This is a genomic window from Pseudomonas sp. TKO26, from assembly GCF_003225665.1.
Classification (GTDB): domain Bacteria; phylum Pseudomonadota; class Gammaproteobacteria; order Pseudomonadales; family Pseudomonadaceae; genus Aquipseudomonas; species Aquipseudomonas saponiphila.
Window position 1 is genome coordinate 95,105 of the sequence record NZ_QKLN01000015.1, and the last position, 14,647, is coordinate 109,751.

The following is a 14,647-nucleotide window of genomic DNA, read 5'->3' on the forward strand; positions in this document are numbered from 1 at the left end:
AAGGACGATCTTTCAACATGTTCTGTTTTTCCCAATGGCGCGTGCGTGGCGCTGTAAGCATTGCCGCGCTGTTACTTGGCGGGTGCAGTTTCAACGGCACCTACCCGGACGCCAGTGAACCCGACGCGGCGAAGCTGCGCTTTATCAGCAGCAGTGACAGCTCGACGCTCGACTTGTTCGATGCCGAACACTGCGGCGGCCAAACCACAGGACTGCTCAATAACCTGTTCAGCGCCAATACCCGGCGACGGGCCGCCATGAGTGCCGCTGCCCCCGAGGATGCCAAGGCCTATCTGGAAGTGCGGCTGCAACCGGGTCATGAGCTATTCGCGCGAGCCAATACCTTGAGCACTGGCAGCGTGTGCACCGTGGGGTTCAACTTTACCCCGCAGAGCGGCGGCGAGTACGAAGCGGACTTCCGCCGAGTAGGTCGCACTTGCCAGGTCACCCTTAGCCGTCTGCGCCAGATCGATGGCAAGACTGTGCGCTCGCCGATCGTGCTGACCAACAAAGGCCTGCCCGCCTGCGCCGGCCACAACCCGATTTTCCCCAAGCCCACCGAAGCACAACCGCAGTCAGCGGAGCGTGCAGCGCTGATCGCGCAGATTGTCGACGCCAGTGTCATCGCGAAAATGAAGCCCGACGCCGAGGATGCCCCTTCAGTCCAGAAAACACTGCTCGACAAATCCATAGCGGAACGCAAACAGCGCCTCGACTTCAGCCTGCCCGATGCCTATTGGGCGGAATATCGGCAGAACCTGGAGCAGTTCGCCAATGAGATAAGGGGCACCAAGGCCCGTTCATTGCAGTTGTACAAGGATGACTACAGCAACCGCCTGGGCCTGCTCGACACCCCGGCGATCAGGGAACTGCTACCCGACAGCGAAACGGCCGACCGTAGCAAGGCAATGTCGACCAATAATGCAATGCTGGAGCACTACTACCGAGCCCAGCAAGCACTGCTGAAGGAAACACTGAGCGCACATCAGGCACGCATGGCCGACCTGGATCAGCGCTTTGAGGTGTGCAAGCGTTTCGCAGACTGCTGGCAACGTTGAAGCGCAGTGCGGCTTGAAAATACCGGCCGACGCACCTACGCCGCTTTAGCCCTGACTGTAGTCGTCTAATGAAACCGGAGACTCAATTAGGCGAGAATGCTCGCCGGATAGAGGTGTCTAATGCCGATCTGTTCCCACATCAATAAGTAACTTATGAAACCTCTTTACCTGTGTTCAATTCTGCTGCTTGCAGGCTGTGCCCCAGTGCCGAAATACCTTGTGCCTGCAGGGGCGCCTCAGGCACTTATCCGCAGCGAATTGGTGTCGATGGAGAATTATCGAAACCACGTGTCTCTGGACGAGGCGCCTGCCATCAGCTGCAAATACGGCAGAACCGTGGCGACTGCGCCAGGTGGACAGGGACGGCAACTGGTTTCCGTTTTTGAGAATGTATCGACGCCGGAAGGCTTTTTTCCGATTGAAGCCGGCAAACCGCTGCACCTGATAATGCGCGGCTCCGCGAACGCCAATCGCTCGTGCAACGTAGCGTTCGTCAGCGAATTTACGCCGGGCGCACGTTACGTGATCAAAGGAGGAATCGTCGACAACCCGGGCGCGCTGAGCGGTTGTTACATTGACATATTCAATGTCGACTCGGGCGCGCGCGTCCCCATGGCCGAGGCGCCGAAAATCGACCGCAATTGTGCGTTGGACCGGCTACCGGCGCTCTAGTTGGAAATTGCGTACTACTTAAGCACCCTTTTGCGTTGTATGTGACCGGGTTGTGGATGCCTCAGAATCGTTCAGCCCCATCACACCAGCCCCCTCTCCGCTAAACGACACGCCCCGATACATAACTCCAGACACACAACTCAACCTGCGCTATGATGCGCCTGGAGTTATAAAGCACCCCTCACCCCTATAAGGAGATGGAGGTGCAAAGCAGAGCGTTGATCAATGAGCTTGAAGCCGCAGGCTGGGTGCTGGAGCGAGTCACTGGCAGCCATCATCTGTTCAAGCACCCTTACAGGCCCAACACCGTTCCGGTGCCTCACCCGAAGAGGGATCTGCCACGGGACACGGTCAGGGCCATCAGGAAACTGGCTGAACTGATCTAGCTCCCGCCACCTTCACACCTATTGAGGAAATCCCCGTGCAATATCCCATCTGCATCGAGTGGGGCGACGAACACACCGCCACCGGCATCCAGATTCCCGACATCCCCGGTGCGGTTACCGCGGGCGACAGCTTCGAAACCGCCTACAGCGCCGCCATCGAAATCGCCCACGTCATGCTCGAAGAGCTGGCCCGAGCGGGGCACGCCATTCCCCTGCCCTCACCCACCCGCAAGCACCGCGCCAACCCCGATTTCGAGGGCATGGGCTGGGGCATGCTGGATATCGATATCACGCCTTACCTGGGCAAGACCGAGAAGGTCAACGTGACCCTGCCCGGTTATGTGATTCAGCAGATCGACCGCTTCGTCCGCGAGCACAACATCAAGAGCCGGTCGTCTTTTCTGGCCGATGCGGCGTTGGAAAAGCTCGGGCGCTGAAAGCGGCTGCAGAGGGCAGGCCACGCGGAGTGAGGCCGGTTGGGGTTGCTGCGCAACCCAGCGGGAGCAAGCTCCCTCGCCACAGGGGGGCCGGCCAAATGGTGGGGGCTGCCAGAGGGAAGACTCCAGCCTCTGCGGCCATAGCTCCCTTTCATGCAATGACTCGAGCCAACCGCACCGCCACACTCACCGCCTGCTCCGCACTGACCACATTGGTGAACCCCATCACCAACCCCTGCCTAACTCCATCCCCCAGATACCACTGCGACAACGGCTCCACCGCAATCCCCACCTCCCGAGCCCGCTGGGCAATGTGCACATCGTCCCCCTCGCCCAATCCAGCCACCACGTGCATGCCCCCCGCCTGCGGATCTATCTGCAACCGCCCACCCAACGCTTGGTGCAACGCCTCCACCAGCCACTGCCGCCGACGCGCATACAGGCCACGCATTTTGTTCAGGTGCCGGGCAAAGTGCCCCTCGTTGAGAAAGGCCGCGACCGTTGCCTGCTGCAGGTGCGGGCAGTGGTTGTGCAAACGATCCGCCTGGCGGGCGAACGCCGGGGTCTGTTCGGCGGGCACCACCAGGTAGGCCAGGCGCAGGCCTGGAAACAGGACTTTGCTGAAGGTCCCGGTGTAGAGCACGCGGCCTTGCTGGTCGAGGCTCTTGAGGGCCGGCAAGGGTTTGCCCTGGTAGCGGTATTCGCTGTCGTAGTCGTCCTCGATGATCCAGCTGCCTTGGCGGTTGGCCCAGTCCAGCAGGGCCAGGCGCCGCGGCAAGGACAGCGACACCCCCAAGGGGCTCTGGTGGGTCGGGGTGACCACGGCAAAGCCGGCCTCCGGGGCGCGGGCGATGCCTTGGGCGACGTCCAGGCCCTGATCGTCCACGGGCACCGGCACCAGCTGTGCGCCAGCTTCCAGCAGCGCGTTCCTGGCCATGAAGTAGCCGGGCTCTTCCAGCCAGCAGGTGGCGCCCGGGCCCATCAGCGTGTGGCTGATCAGGTCGAGGCAGGCGCGGTAGCCGGCGCAGACGAAAACCTGTTCCGGGTGGCAGTTGATGCCCCGGGAAATCCCCAGGTAGGAGGCAATGGCCGCCCGCAACGGGGCGTAGCCGCGCGCATCCGGGTAGACCAGGCCTTCGACGCCCGCCTGGCGCAGTTGCCGGCCCGCCAGGCGGGTCCAGAGTTTGCGCGGAAAGGCGTCCAGCGCTGGCAGGCCCATTTGCAGGGCCAGGGGCGAGGTGCCGGCATGGGTGGCTTGGTGGGTCGCGGGAGCCGCTGGGGGGCGCTGCGCGGGTGCGCCAACCGATGCCAGTTGCGGGGTGACAATGGTCCCGGCGGCGCCGCGAGCAGTCAGGTAGCCCTCGCCTATCAGCAGCTGGTAGGCCGCTTCCACGGTACCCCGCGCCAGGTTGAGTTCCGCCGCCAGGGCACGCACCGCCGGCACGCGATCCCCCGGGCGCAGGCGGCCATCGGCGATGGACTCGCGAAACCGCTGGTAAAGCTGGCGATAGATCGGCGCCGTCTGGCTGCGGTCCACTTCGAAAGGAAACATCATGGCCTAGTCATTTATGCATTTTTTGGCCCTGTAGCTTAAGCCATCGGCCTTCTACAGTGGCTCATCTCTTTTTAGCGGATGACGGACATGCCCTACACCCTTCAACACCTCGACAGCGAAGCGGCCCTGGCGGCCAGTTTCGACTTAATGCGGGTCTTGCGCCCGCACCTCGGCAGCCCGGCGGCCTATGTCGCCCAAGTGGCCCGGCAAACCGAGCAGGGCTACCGCTTGCTCGCCGCGTGGGACACAGAGCGCATCGTCGGCCTGGCGGGTTACCGCGAGCTGGAAAACCTGCTCTACGGGCGCTTCATCTATGTCGACGACCTGGTGGTGAGCCCGGGTCTGCAGCGCAGCGGCTTGGGTGCGCGGCTGTTGAGCGCGGTGCGGGATGAGGCCGTGCAGCGTCAATGCGAACACCTGGTGCTGGATACCGGCCTGCATATGCCCCTGGCCCAGCGCTTCTATTTCCGCCAGGGGCTGCTGGCCCGGGGCATGCATTTCACTCAGCGACTTCAGGGTGGTGAGCCGGCATGAACAACCTGCTGCTGATCAACGCCAGCCCCCGTGGGCAGGTTTCCCATGGCAACCAGTTGGCACTGGAGCTGGTGAGCGCCCTGCGCCAACGCCATCCGCACCTGGAGCTGGTCGAGCGCGATCTGGGGGCCAATCCGTTGCCGCCACTGGGCATGGACTACGCCGACGCCCTGACCACCCCAACGCCTTTCGACGCGCCGCTGTTCGAGGTGTCCGAAGGGCTGATCCGTGAGCTGGAGCGCTGCGATGCCCTGCTGATTGCCACGCCCATGCACAACTTCACCCTGCCGGCCGCGCTCAAGCTGTGGATCGACTATGTGCTGCGCATTCACCGCACCTTCAGCTCCGGCCCCGAGGGCAAGGTCGGCCTGCTGAAAGACCGTCCGGTGCAGGTGCTGGTCAGTTCCGGCGGCTTTCACCAGGGCCCGCGGGCACGCCAACCGGACTTTCTCACGCCTTACCTGCGCCAGGTGCTGAACACCCTCGGCCTGTTCGACCTGCAGTTCACGTATCTGCAAGGGTTGGTGTTCGGTGAAGAGGCCGTGCGTGCAACGGTCGAAGAAGCCCGCAGCGCACTGTCCTTGCAGCCACTGTTCACCCCTCTTGTTTGTGCCTGATCACTTTCTTCCCTATAGGAGTTTCACCATGAGCCAACTCAGACTGCCCTTTGCCACTTTGTCGCCGGCCGCCTATCAAGGCCTGCTCGCCACCAACAGCGCCCTGGTCGCCAGCCCCCTGGGCTTGCCCCTGGTGGAGCTGGTGTTTTTGCGCGTGTCGCAGATCAACGGCTGCTCGTTCTGCCTGGGCAAGCACTCGCAGACCCTGCGTGAATCTGGAGTCGCCCAAAACAAGCTGGATTGCCTCGCCGGCTGGCGCGTCAGCGAACTGTTCAGCGAACGCGAGCGCGCGGCCCTGGCCTGGACCGAAACCCTCACCTACGTCCACGACAAGGGCGCGCCGGACGAGCTCTACGAACCACTGAAAGCGCACTTTAGCGATGTCGAGATTTCCGACCTGACCTTGGCCGTGTCGTTGATGAATGCCTTCAACCGGCTGGCGGTGGGCATGAAGCTCTAAAACGCCTGGAGTCTGCTGCAGAGGCCGAGCCAAACCGCAACGGACAGGCCCCGCCTCTGGTCGCCGCTGCCGCCGGCAGCGGCTACAGAGCATGGGGCACGCGTCGCCAGCACCTGTCAGCCGTTGGTCATAAATCCGACGGAAGGCACATAGGGCGGCTACAGTTGCAAAGTGCCACTCAGATAAATCTGATGACACCTCTTCTTGTGACAGCGTTCAAGGATCGAACCCATGCCCCAGCGTCGACCCAGTCTGCTTTCCGGTCAGTCACGTTTCAGCTGGTTTGCTTTGATTCCCGTGGTGCCGGCGGTGCTGTGGATGCTCGTGCAGTCGAGCTCCGCGGCGAACCTCGCGGCGTGCGCGGTGCTGGTGCTGATCGGTCTGGGGGCCGGTGCCTGGAGCGCCAGCTCGCAACGCCACACACTGCTGCGGGCCATGGCGCAGGCGGATCAATCCGAGACGCTAACGGCCAGCACCAGCCCGGCTTCGCGGGCGCAGCTCGATGAGGTGTTGCTGGGCACCATGCCGATCTGGGCCAAGCAGGTGGAAAGCTCGCGCCAGCAAACCGAAGACGCGATTGTCAGCCTGACCAGCCGCTTCACCGCCATTGCCGAGCGCCTGCAGGAGACCGTGCAGGCCTCGCAGCACGCCGCCGGGGAACTGGATGGCAATGACCCCGATGGCGCGCTCAAGGCGCTGGCCAGCAGCGACAGCGAGCTGAGCCAGGTGATCGAATCGCTCAAATCCACTCAAGCAAGCCGTGACCAGACCCTGTCCCAGGTTCGCGGCCTCACCGCCTACACCGGCGAATTGCGGACCATGGCCGCCGACGTCGCGGCCATTGCCGCACAAACCAACCTGCTGGCCCTCAACGCGGCCATCGAGGCGGCGCGCGCCGGCGAGGCCGGTCGCGGCTTCGCGGTGGTGGCCGATGCGGTGCGCAGCCTGTCGAGCAAGTCCAGTGAAACCGGCCAGCAGATGTCGGCCAAGGTCGACATCATCAATAGCGCCATCAATCAACTGGTGCAGGCCGCCTCCAGCAGCGCCGACCAGGACAGCCACCTGGTGGCCGAATCGGAAAGCCATATCCAGATGGTGCTTGAACGTTTCCAGAACATCACCGGGCACCTGGCCCAATCCGCCGACCTGCTCAAGCAGGAAAGCTACGGCATCCGCGACGAAATCACCGAGGTGCTGGTCAACCTGCAATTCCAGGATCGGGTCAGCCAGATCCTCAGCCACATACGAGACAACATGCACGCTCTGCACGAGCATCTCCTGCAAGCCAGCCAGACCCCGGACCAGGCGCCGGCGATCAACGCCCAACAGTGGCTGGCGCGCATGGAAACCACCTATGCCACCGACGAGGAACGGCGCATCCATCATGGGAAAGCCGCCGTGCAGCAGAGCGCTCAGGAAATCACGTTCTTTTAGCAGGAGCACATCATGGCGAAGAGTGTATTGGTGGTCGACGACTCCAGCAGTGTCAGGCAAGTGGTCGGCATTGCCTTGAAAGGCGCCGGTTACGAGGTGATCGAGGCCTGTGATGGGAAAGACGCCCTGGGCAAGCTCAACGGGCAGAAAGTGCACCTGATCATCAGCGACGTGAACATGCCCAATATGGACGGCATCACCTTCGTCAAAGAGGTCAAGAAGCTCGCCAGCTACAAGTTCACCCCGATCATCATGCTCACCACCGAGTCCCAGGAATCGAAGAAGGCCGAGGGCCAGGCCGCCGGCGCCAAGGCATGGGTGGTCAAGCCGTTCCAGCCGGCGCAGATGCTGGCAGCGGTGTCGAAACTGATCCTGCCTTGATACCCGACGCCAGGGAGGCCCCATGCCGCTGACCCACGAAGTACTCGACGATACCGCCCATGTGCACGTCGAGGGCGAGTTGACGATCTACACCGTCGCTGAACTGTCGGCGGCGCTGCTGCCGCACCTGGGGGCGTCCCCGCGCCTGGCGCTGGACCTGTCGGACGTCACCGAAATCGATGGCGCCGGCTTGCAATGGCTGGCGTTGATCCAGCGTGAAGCCGGCCCGACCCTGAGCCTCACCGGCCAGAGCCAGGCTGTCGCGCAGGTGCTGCAATTGTGTCGCGGCGCGCTGTCGTAGCGCCCACGCCCCCGCTCATGGATCGACAAGGACAGTCCAGGTGAACATCAATCTCGATCAGGCACTGCAAACCTTCATCGTCGAGGCTCACGAACTCTTGCAGGCCATGGAGCAATCGCTGCTGCAACTGGAAAGCGAGCCCGAGGACCAGGACGCCATCGGCGCGATTTTCCGCGCCGCGCACACCATCAAGGGCTCTGCCGGGCTGTTCGACCTGGCGCCGATCGTGAGCTTTACCCACATCGTGGAAGACGTGCTGGACCGCCTGCGCGACCACAGCGTGGCGGTGGATGCCGCGCTGATCGCGGTGCTGCTCAAGTGTGGCGATCACATGCTGGAACTGATCGATGTGGTGGCCAGCCGCGGCGCGGCGCTTGGGCCCCAGGCGCTGGAACGCGACGCGGCCTTGCGCGAAGCGCTGCGGGCCTACCAGGCGGCCGAGACCCCGCGGCCCACCACCGAAGTGGCCGCTGGCAGCGAGGCGTCCACCGAAGTGCTGTGGCACCTGTCCCTGCGCTTCGGCGCGGACGTGTTTCGCAACGGCATGGACCCGCTGGCGTTTCTGCACTACCTGGAAACCCTGGGGCAGATCGTGCAGGTCACCACCTTGACCGACCGCCTCCCCGCCCTCGAACACTGGGACCCGGAAAGCTGCTACCTGGGGTTCGAGATCGACCTGCGCTCAAGCGCCGGCCACGCGGCCCTCAATGACGTCTTCGAGTTCGTGCGCGACGATTGTGAAATCCACATCAGTGCCGTCGAGCCAACCCCCGCCAACACCGCGCCGGCCGATGCCGACCTGTCCGCAGAGCCGCCACCGGGCGCAACGCCAGCCGCCCCTCAGCGCCCGCCCGCGGCCAGCGAAGCGAAGCACCGGGACGGCAACTATGTGCGTGTCAACGCCGACAAGCTCGACGAGTTGATCAATCTGGTCGGCGAACTGGTGATCGCCAGCGCCGGCGCGAGCCTGGTGGCCCGCTCCTGTAACAATGACTCGCTGCAAGAAGCCACCTCACGGGTCTCCGGGCTGGTGGAGGACATCCTCGACGGTGCCCTGCACCTGCGCATGATCCCCATTGGCGACACCTTCAACCGCTTTCGCCGGGTGGTGCGCGACGTCAGCCAGGAACTGGGCAAGGACATCGAACTGATCATCAGTGGCGCGGAAACCGAACTGGACAAGACGGTGGTGGAGAAAATCGGCGATCCGCTGATGCACCTGCTGCGCAACGCCATGGACCACGGCATCGAAAGCGTCGAGGCGCGGCGGGCGGCCGGCAAGCCGGACAAGGGCCACCTGAGCCTCAACGCCTACCACGACTCCGGGAGCATCGTCATCGAGATCGCTGACGACGGCGCCGGGCTGAACCGCGAGCGCATCCTGGAAAAGGCCCAGGAACGAGGGCTGGTGGCCAGCGGCACGGTGCTTAGCGACCAGGAAATCTACCACCTGATCTTCGAGGCGGGCTTCTCCACCGCCGAAGCGGTGACCAACCTTTCCGGACGTGGCGTCGGCATGGACGTGGTCAAGCGCAACATCACCCTGCTGCGCGGCAGCGTCGACCTGGACAGCCGCCCCGGCCAGGGCACGGTGGTGCGCATCCGCCTGCCGCTGACCCTGGCGATCATCAATGGCTTTCTGGTGAACATCGACCACGCGCCCTATGTGATTCCGTTGGACATGATCCAGGAATGCGTCGAACTCGATGACCAGCAGCGCCAGTCCAGCCGCGCCAAGGGCTACCTGGACCTGCGTGGCGAGGTGCTGCCGCTGGTGGACCTGCGCAAGCACTTCAACCACGAAGGCCCCGCCGCGCGCCGCCAGAACGTGGTGGTGGTGCGCTACGCCGAATACAAGGCCGGGCTGGTGGTGGATGACCTGCTCGGCGAGTTGCAAACCGTGATCAAGCCCCTGGGCAAGCTGTTCGGCGCGCTGCGTGGCATCAGCGGCTCGACCATATTGGGCAGCGGCGCCGTGGGGCTGATCCTGGATGTACCGGCCTTGATCAACCAACTCGTACACCTGGAAGCCCGCGCGCCGCAGGCACCTCAATCGCCACCGATCGTCGCCCGCTGACGTCTTTGCAATTACACGGAGGTATTTCGATGAAATGGTTCTACGATCTGAAGATTTCCACCAAGCTGCTCGCCTCGTTCCTGACGGTCCTTGCCCTCACCACGGCCATGGGCGGCTTTGCCATCCTGCAGCTCGACGCGGTGAACCAGACGGCCCAGCAGATCCAGGGCAACTGGATGCCGTCGATGCGCGCGGCGGCCGGCATGCGTTTTTACGCCGCCAACTATCGCCTGAAGGAAAACCGCCACGTCAGCACCCAGGTGGCCGACGAGAAAGCCCAGGCCGAGCGTGAAGCCAGCGACTCCCTGCAGCAGTTCGCGACCCGCCTGAGCAGCTACGAGCACTTGCTGTCCAACGACGAAGACCGGCAGAACCTGGCCAACGTGACCAAGGCCTGGACCACTTACCAGGCGACCAGCAAACACTTGCTTGAGCTTTCCCGGGAGAACCAGGAGGCCGAGGCCAACACGCTGCTCAGAGGCGAGTCCAGGGCGCATTTCGATGAGGTGACCGACAGCCTGCAGAAACTGGTCGAATTCAATGACGCCGGCGCTGCCAGCGCCGCGCAAATAGGCTCGGCGCTGTACGCCAGCTCGCGCCTGTCGATCATCGTCGCGCTGGCCGCGGCCGTGCTGATCGGGCTGGGCCTGGCGCTGTTCATCGCCCGGGTCATTTCCCGTCCCCTGAAACAAGCCGCCACCGCCGCCGAGCACCTGGCCGAAGGCAACCTCAATGCGCAGATCGACCCGGGCGCGAAGGATGAGGCCGGCATGGTGCTCAACGCCATGCGCAACATGGTCGGCAAGCTGACCCATATCATCGGCGAGGTGCGCAACGCCGCCGACAACCTGGCCAGCGCCTCCGAGCAAGTCAGCGCCACCGCGCAATCGATGAGCCAGGCCACCAGCGAGCAGGCTGCCAGCGTCGAGGAAACCAGTGCCTCGATCGAACAGATGAGCGCCAGCATCAACCAGAACACCGAAAACGCCAAAGTGACCGATGGCATGGCCAGCAAGGCCGCCAAGGAAGCCACGGAGGGCGGCGATTCGGTCCAGCAGACGGTGGTGGCGATGAAGAAGATCGCCCAGCGCATCAGCATCATCGATGACATCGCCTACCAGACCAACCTGCTGGCCCTCAATGCCGCCATCGAGGCCGCGCGGGCCGGGGAGCATGGCAAGGGCTTCGCCGTGGTGGCCGCCGAAGTGCGCAAACTGGCCGAGCGCAGCCAGGTCGCGGCCCAGGAAATTGGCGAGCTGTCCTCCAGCAGCGTGGACATGGCCGAAAAAGCCGGCAAGTTGCTCGATGAGATGGTGCCGTCGATCAACAAGACTTCCGACCTGGTGCAGGAAATCAGCGCCGCATCCGAGGAACAGGCCGCCGGTGTCGCGCAGATCAATACCGCGATGATCCAGCTCAACCAGGTGACCCAGCAAAATGCGTCGAGCAGCGAAGAACTGGCGGCCACCGCCGAAGAAATGAACAGCCAGGCCGAGCAACTGCAGCAGGCCATGAGCTTCTTCGTGCTCGATACGCCGCCCAAGGCCGCGCTGCCACGCAGCAACGCCGACAATCCCGGCAATCTGCCATCGCGCCTGCCGGTACGCCCCGTGCAACAGGCGCCGCGCAAGGCATTCGCCAGCAACATGGCCGAAGCGCCGGACGAAGCGGAGTTCACCCGATTCTGATCGCCTGCATCGATCCAGCTCACAGGGAGTAATGAAATGGGCGCAGTGATGACTAACAGCAAGGCCGCCGTCGCGGCAGACGAGGATGCGCAATACCTGACCTTCATGCTCGGCGGCGAGATGTTCGCCATCGGCATTCTGGGGATCAAGGAAATCATCGAATACGGCAGCCTGACGGTGGTGCCGATGATGCCCACCTTCGTGCGCGGGGTGATCAACCTGCGCGGCGCGGTGGTGCCGGTGGTCGACCTGTCGGCGCGCTTCGGCCGGGCCAACTCGTCGATCACCCGACGCTCGTGCGTGATCATCATCGAAGCCAGCACCGAGGATGGCCAGCCGCAGGACATCGGCCTGCTGGTCGATACCGTCTCCGCGGTGCAGGAAATATCGGCCGCGGACATCGAGCCGCCACCGAGCTTCGGCGCGCGGATTCGCGCCGATTTCATCAGCGGCATGGCCAAGGTCGACGGCAAGTTCGTGATCGTGCTGGAGGTGAGCAAGGTGCTGTCCATCGATGAAATGTCCAGCCTCGCCGAGAGCGTCCAGGCTCCGGCCCTCGACGCAGAAGCCTATTGAGGCCCGATCATGTCGGACAACGCCGCCCTCGACGACCGTGAGTTCAGCCAGTTCCAGCTGTGGCTGCACCGCGCGGCCGGCATCAGCCTGACGCCGGCCAAGAAAGCCCTGGTGGCCGGGCGCCTGTTCAAGCGCCTCAAGCACTATGAACTGCAGAGCTATGGCGAGTACTTCAAGCTGATCATGAATGACCAGCGCCAGGGCGAACTGCAGGTGGCCCTGAATTTACTGACCACCAACGAAACCTATTTTTTCCGTGAGCCCAAGCACTTCGAATTCCTGCGCCAGCGGGTATTGCCCCAGGCCGCGCCGGGCAAGGTGTTTCGCGTGTGGAGCGCGGCCAGTTCCTCGGGCGAGGAAGCCTACAGCCTGGCGATGACCCTGGCCGAGGGCCTGGGCACCACCCCCTGGGAAGTGATCGGCTCCGACATCAGCACCCAGGTGCTGGCCAAGGCGCGCAGCGGCCATTACCCCATGGAGCGTGCCGGGACGCTGCCCCAGGCCCTGCTGACCAAGTACTGCCTGAAGGGCATCGGCCGCCAGGAAGGCACCTTCCTGATCGACAAGGCACTGCGTAACCGGGTCAGTTTTGTCCAGGTCAACCTCAACCAAGCGCTGCCCGCACTGGGCGAGTTCGAGGTGATCTTCTTGCGCAACGTGATGATCTACTTCGACCAGCCGACCAAGACTCAGGTGGTCGCGCGCCTGATACCGCTGCTCAAGCACGGCGGCCACTTGATCATCAGCCACTCGGAAAGCCTCAACGGGGTCAATGACACCTTGAAGCTGGTGGCGCCTTCGATCTACCGCAAGCCATGAAAAAGCCTGTCGGCGTGGCCGACCTGATATTGACGCCTGGCCAGGTGAGCTTTGCGACCCGGCCAACGCGCCTGCGCACCTTGCTCGGGTCTTGCGTGGCGGTGACCTTCTGGCACCCGCAACGGCAGATCGGCGGCATGTGCCACTTCATGCTGCCGGGGCGCTTGCGCAGCCATCAGAGCCTGGACGGCCGGTATGCCGACGAGGCCCTGGAGCTGCTGTTGCACCACGCCCATATCAATGGCACGCAGGCAGAGGATTACCAGGTCAAGCTGTTCGGCGGCGGCAGGATGTTTCCCCAGCTCAAGCCGCTGCTGCCCTCCAGGGACGTCGCCAGCCTGAACATTCAGGCGGCGCTGACCCTGGTTGAACGCCATCACCTGCACCTGGCCGCCCAGGACATGGGCAGCACCGGTTATCGCACGATCATGTTCGACCTGTGGAACGGCAACGTCTGGGTCAGGCACCAACCAATGGGAACCCTTCAACAAGATGCCTAGCAAAAAAATCAGTGTGCTACTGGTCGATGACTCCGCCGTGGTGCGTCAGGTACTGCTGACGATTTTCAGCAGCACGCCGGATATCGAAGTCATCGGCGCTGCCTCCGACCCGATTTTCGCCATGGATAAAATGGCCAGGCAATGGCCGGATGTCATCGTGCTGGATGTGGAAATGCCGCGCATGGACGGCATCACCTTTCTCAGGAAAATCATGAGCGAACGGCCAACGCCGGTGGTGATCTGCTCCTCGTTGACCCAAAAAGGCGCGGAAACCTCCCTGCAGGCGTTGTCGGCGGGCGCGGTGGACATCATCACCAAACCCACTTCCGGGCTGAAGACCTTCCTGGTCGAGTCATCGGCCGAGCTGGTGGCGGCGATCCGCGCCGCGGCGAACTCCAACGTCAGGAACCTGGGCAAGCGCAGTGCCAGCCCGGCGCCCGTCCTCACCCCGGCCAGCAAGCTCAGCGCGGATGCGATCCTGCCCGCCGCCCAGGGCCACGCCATGGCCCAGACCACCGAGCGCATTGTCGCCATTGGCACCTCCACCGGCGGCACCCAGGCCCTGGAGGCGGTGCTGACGGCACTGCCCAGGGTGTGTCCGGGGATAGTGATCGTGCAGCACATGCCGGAGAAATTCACCGCCTCGTTTGCCGAGCGCCTCGACAGCCTGTGCCAGATCCAGGTACGCGAGGCCCGCCACAACGACCGTATCCTGCCGGGCCTGGCCCTGATCGCCCCGGGCGGCAAGCACATGATGGTGACCCGCAGTGGCGCCTACTATCACACCCAGGTGATCGACGGGCCGCTGGTCAACCGGCATCGACCGTCCGTGGATGTGCTGTTTCGCTCGGTGGCCAAGTTCGCCGGCAAGAACGCCACCGGCATCATCATGACCGGCATGGGCGACGACGGCGCGCGCGGGCTCAGGGAAATGCTCGACGCCGGTGCCGCCACCGTGGCCCAGGACGAGGCCAGCTGCGTGGTGTTCGGCATGCCCAAGGAAGCAATCAAGCTCAACGCCGCCCAGCGCATCATGGCGCTGGAGGAAATTCACCAGGCGATTCTGTACAAGCCCCTCTGAGCCGTCGCCGGCCATTGATCGGCGCTCGCCCGAACGCATCCAACACCGCGACGTTCGTCGAGCGCCGGCGC

General features: G+C 63.7%; 17 protein-coding genes. 16 read left to right on the forward strand and 1 reads right to left on the reverse strand.

From position 1 onward, the window contains the following. Nucleotides 1–17: 17 nt before the first annotated feature. The 4 genes from DNK59_RS32135 (at nt 18) to DNK59_RS20490 (ending at nt 2,553) form a co-directional block, all read left to right on the forward strand. On the forward strand, nt 18–1,058 hold the full coding sequence (locus DNK59_RS32135; RefSeq protein ID WP_256596498.1) for a hypothetical protein: 1,041 nt from the start codon (nt 18–20) through the stop codon (nt 1,056–1,058). Nucleotides 1,059–1,211: 153 nt separating this feature from the next. Then, the gene (locus DNK59_RS20480; protein ID WP_177431279.1) at nt 1,212–1,730 is read left to right on the forward strand and encodes a hypothetical protein; all 519 of its coding nucleotides are present in this window, start codon (nt 1,212–1,214) and stop codon (nt 1,728–1,730) included. Between the two features lie 203 nt (nt 1,731–1,933). Next, a complete protein-coding gene (locus DNK59_RS20485) occupies nt 1,934–2,116 on the forward strand; it encodes a type II toxin-antitoxin system HicA family toxin (protein ID WP_110724418.1) in 183 nt (60 codons plus the stop codon). A gap of 35 nt (nt 2,117–2,151) precedes the next feature. Continuing rightward, nucleotides 2,152–2,553 (forward strand): type II toxin-antitoxin system HicB family antitoxin, encoded by a 402-nt coding sequence (locus tag DNK59_RS20490; RefSeq protein WP_110724377.1) that lies wholly within the window; start codon nt 2,152–2,154, stop codon nt 2,551–2,553. A gap of 151 nt (nt 2,554–2,704) precedes the next feature. On the opposite strand, the gene DNK59_RS20495 is transcribed toward DNK59_RS20490, so the two are convergent. Continuing rightward, a complete protein-coding gene (locus DNK59_RS20495) occupies nt 2,705–4,108 on the reverse strand; it encodes a PLP-dependent aminotransferase family protein (RefSeq protein WP_110724378.1) in 1,404 nt (467 codons plus the stop codon). 87 nt (nt 4,109–4,195) lie between these two features. Here DNK59_RS20495 and DNK59_RS20500 point away from each other — a divergent pair, with 87 nt between their 5' ends. The 12 genes from DNK59_RS20500 (at nt 4,196) to DNK59_RS20555 (ending at nt 14,576) form a co-directional block, all read left to right on the forward strand. Further along, complete coding sequence (locus DNK59_RS20500) at nt 4,196–4,642, forward strand: GNAT family N-acetyltransferase (RefSeq protein ID WP_110724379.1); 447 nt, start codon at nt 4,196–4,198, stop codon at nt 4,640–4,642. Then, the gene (locus tag DNK59_RS20505; RefSeq protein WP_110724380.1) at nt 4,639–5,259 is read left to right on the forward strand and encodes an FMN-dependent NADH-azoreductase; all 621 of its coding nucleotides are present in this window, start codon (nt 4,639–4,641) and stop codon (nt 5,257–5,259) included. Before DNK59_RS20500 ends, DNK59_RS20505 begins: the two co-directional genes overlap by 4 nt. A 28-nt stretch (nt 5,260–5,287) precedes the next feature. After that, nucleotides 5,288–5,719: a carboxymuconolactone decarboxylase family protein gene (locus DNK59_RS20510; protein ID WP_092316100.1), complete on the forward strand. Its 432-nt coding sequence runs from the start codon at nt 5,288–5,290 to the stop codon at nt 5,717–5,719. Between the two features lie 522 nt (nt 5,720–6,241). Further along, entirely contained in the window at nt 6,242–7,153 is a 912-nt protein-coding gene (locus tag DNK59_RS20515) for a methyl-accepting chemotaxis protein (RefSeq protein ID WP_371920308.1), read from the forward strand. Between the two features lie 12 nt (nt 7,154–7,165). Continuing rightward, nucleotides 7,166–7,534, forward strand: a complete 369-nt coding sequence (locus DNK59_RS20520; protein WP_110724382.1) for a response regulator — start codon at nt 7,166–7,168, stop codon at nt 7,532–7,534. Between the two features lie 22 nt (nt 7,535–7,556). Further along, nucleotides 7,557–7,835, forward strand: coding sequence for a lipid asymmetry maintenance protein MlaB (locus DNK59_RS20525; protein ID WP_110724383.1), 279 nt, complete (start codon nt 7,557–7,559; stop codon nt 7,833–7,835). A gap of 40 nt (nt 7,836–7,875) precedes the next feature. Then, nucleotides 7,876–9,912, forward strand: coding sequence for a chemotaxis protein CheA (locus DNK59_RS20530; protein WP_110724384.1), 2,037 nt, complete (start codon nt 7,876–7,878; stop codon nt 9,910–9,912). Nucleotides 9,913–9,941: 29 nt separating this feature from the next. Continuing rightward, nucleotides 9,942–11,600 carry a methyl-accepting chemotaxis protein gene (locus tag DNK59_RS20535; RefSeq protein ID WP_110724385.1) on the forward strand — a complete coding sequence of 553 codons (1,659 nt, stop codon included), beginning with the start codon at nt 9,942–9,944 and terminating at the stop codon, nt 11,598–11,600. A gap of 36 nt (nt 11,601–11,636) precedes the next feature. Then, nucleotides 11,637–12,176, forward strand: coding sequence for a chemotaxis protein CheW (locus DNK59_RS20540; RefSeq protein ID WP_110724386.1), 540 nt, complete (start codon nt 11,637–11,639; stop codon nt 12,174–12,176). 9 nt (nt 12,177–12,185) lie between these two features. Continuing rightward, on the forward strand, nt 12,186–12,995 hold the full coding sequence (locus tag DNK59_RS20545) for a protein-glutamate O-methyltransferase CheR (RefSeq protein ID WP_110724387.1): 810 nt from the start codon (nt 12,186–12,188) through the stop codon (nt 12,993–12,995). Then, nucleotides 12,992–13,495, forward strand: a complete 504-nt coding sequence (cheD, locus tag DNK59_RS20550) for a chemoreceptor glutamine deamidase CheD (protein WP_110724388.1) — start codon at nt 12,992–12,994, stop codon at nt 13,493–13,495. The genes DNK59_RS20545 and cheD overlap by 4 nt, the downstream gene beginning before the upstream one ends. Further along, on the forward strand, nt 13,488–14,576 hold the full coding sequence (locus DNK59_RS20555; protein ID WP_110724389.1) for a chemotaxis response regulator protein-glutamate methylesterase: 1,089 nt from the start codon (nt 13,488–13,490) through the stop codon (nt 14,574–14,576). Before cheD ends, DNK59_RS20555 begins: the two co-directional genes overlap by 8 nt. Nucleotides 14,577–14,647: the final 71 nt, after the last annotated feature.

Excerpts from the sequence above, each read along its gene's own strand:
- DNK59_RS20510 (WP_092316100.1), top strand. The coding sequence starts at position 5,288 with ATGAGCCAACTCAGACTGCCCTTTGCCACTTTGTCGCCGGCCGCCTAT.
- cheD (WP_110724388.1), top strand. The coding sequence starts at position 12,992 with ATGAAAAAGCCTGTCGGCGTGGCCGACCTGATATTGACGCCTGGCCAG.
- DNK59_RS20535 (WP_110724385.1), top strand. The coding sequence starts at position 9,942 with ATGAAATGGTTCTACGATCTGAAGATTTCCACCAAGCTGCTCGCCTCG.
- DNK59_RS20555 (WP_110724389.1), top strand. The coding sequence starts at position 13,488 with ATGCCTAGCAAAAAAATCAGTGTGCTACTGGTCGATGACTCCGCCGTG.
- DNK59_RS20480 (WP_177431279.1), top strand. The coding sequence starts at position 1,212 with ATGAAACCTCTTTACCTGTGTTCAATTCTGCTGCTTGCAGGCTGTGCC.
- DNK59_RS20520 (WP_110724382.1), top strand. The coding sequence starts at position 7,166 with ATGGCGAAGAGTGTATTGGTGGTCGACGACTCCAGCAGTGTCAGGCAA.
- DNK59_RS20540 (WP_110724386.1), top strand. The coding sequence starts at position 11,637 with ATGGGCGCAGTGATGACTAACAGCAAGGCCGCCGTCGCGGCAGACGAG.
- DNK59_RS20500 (WP_110724379.1), top strand. The coding sequence starts at position 4,196 with ATGCCCTACACCCTTCAACACCTCGACAGCGAAGCGGCCCTGGCGGCC.
- DNK59_RS20505 (WP_110724380.1), top strand. The coding sequence starts at position 4,639 with ATGAACAACCTGCTGCTGATCAACGCCAGCCCCCGTGGGCAGGTTTCC.
- DNK59_RS20495 (WP_110724378.1), bottom strand. The coding sequence starts at position 4,108 with ATGATGTTTCCTTTCGAAGTGGACCGCAGCCAGACGGCGCCGATCTAT.
- DNK59_RS20525 (WP_110724383.1), top strand. The coding sequence starts at position 7,557 with ATGCCGCTGACCCACGAAGTACTCGACGATACCGCCCATGTGCACGTC.
- DNK59_RS20545 (WP_110724387.1), top strand. The coding sequence starts at position 12,186 with ATGTCGGACAACGCCGCCCTCGACGACCGTGAGTTCAGCCAGTTCCAG.
- DNK59_RS32135 (WP_256596498.1), top strand. The coding sequence starts at position 18 with ATGTTCTGTTTTTCCCAATGGCGCGTGCGTGGCGCTGTAAGCATTGCC.
- DNK59_RS20515 (WP_371920308.1), top strand. The coding sequence starts at position 6,242 with ATGCCGATCTGGGCCAAGCAGGTGGAAAGCTCGCGCCAGCAAACCGAA.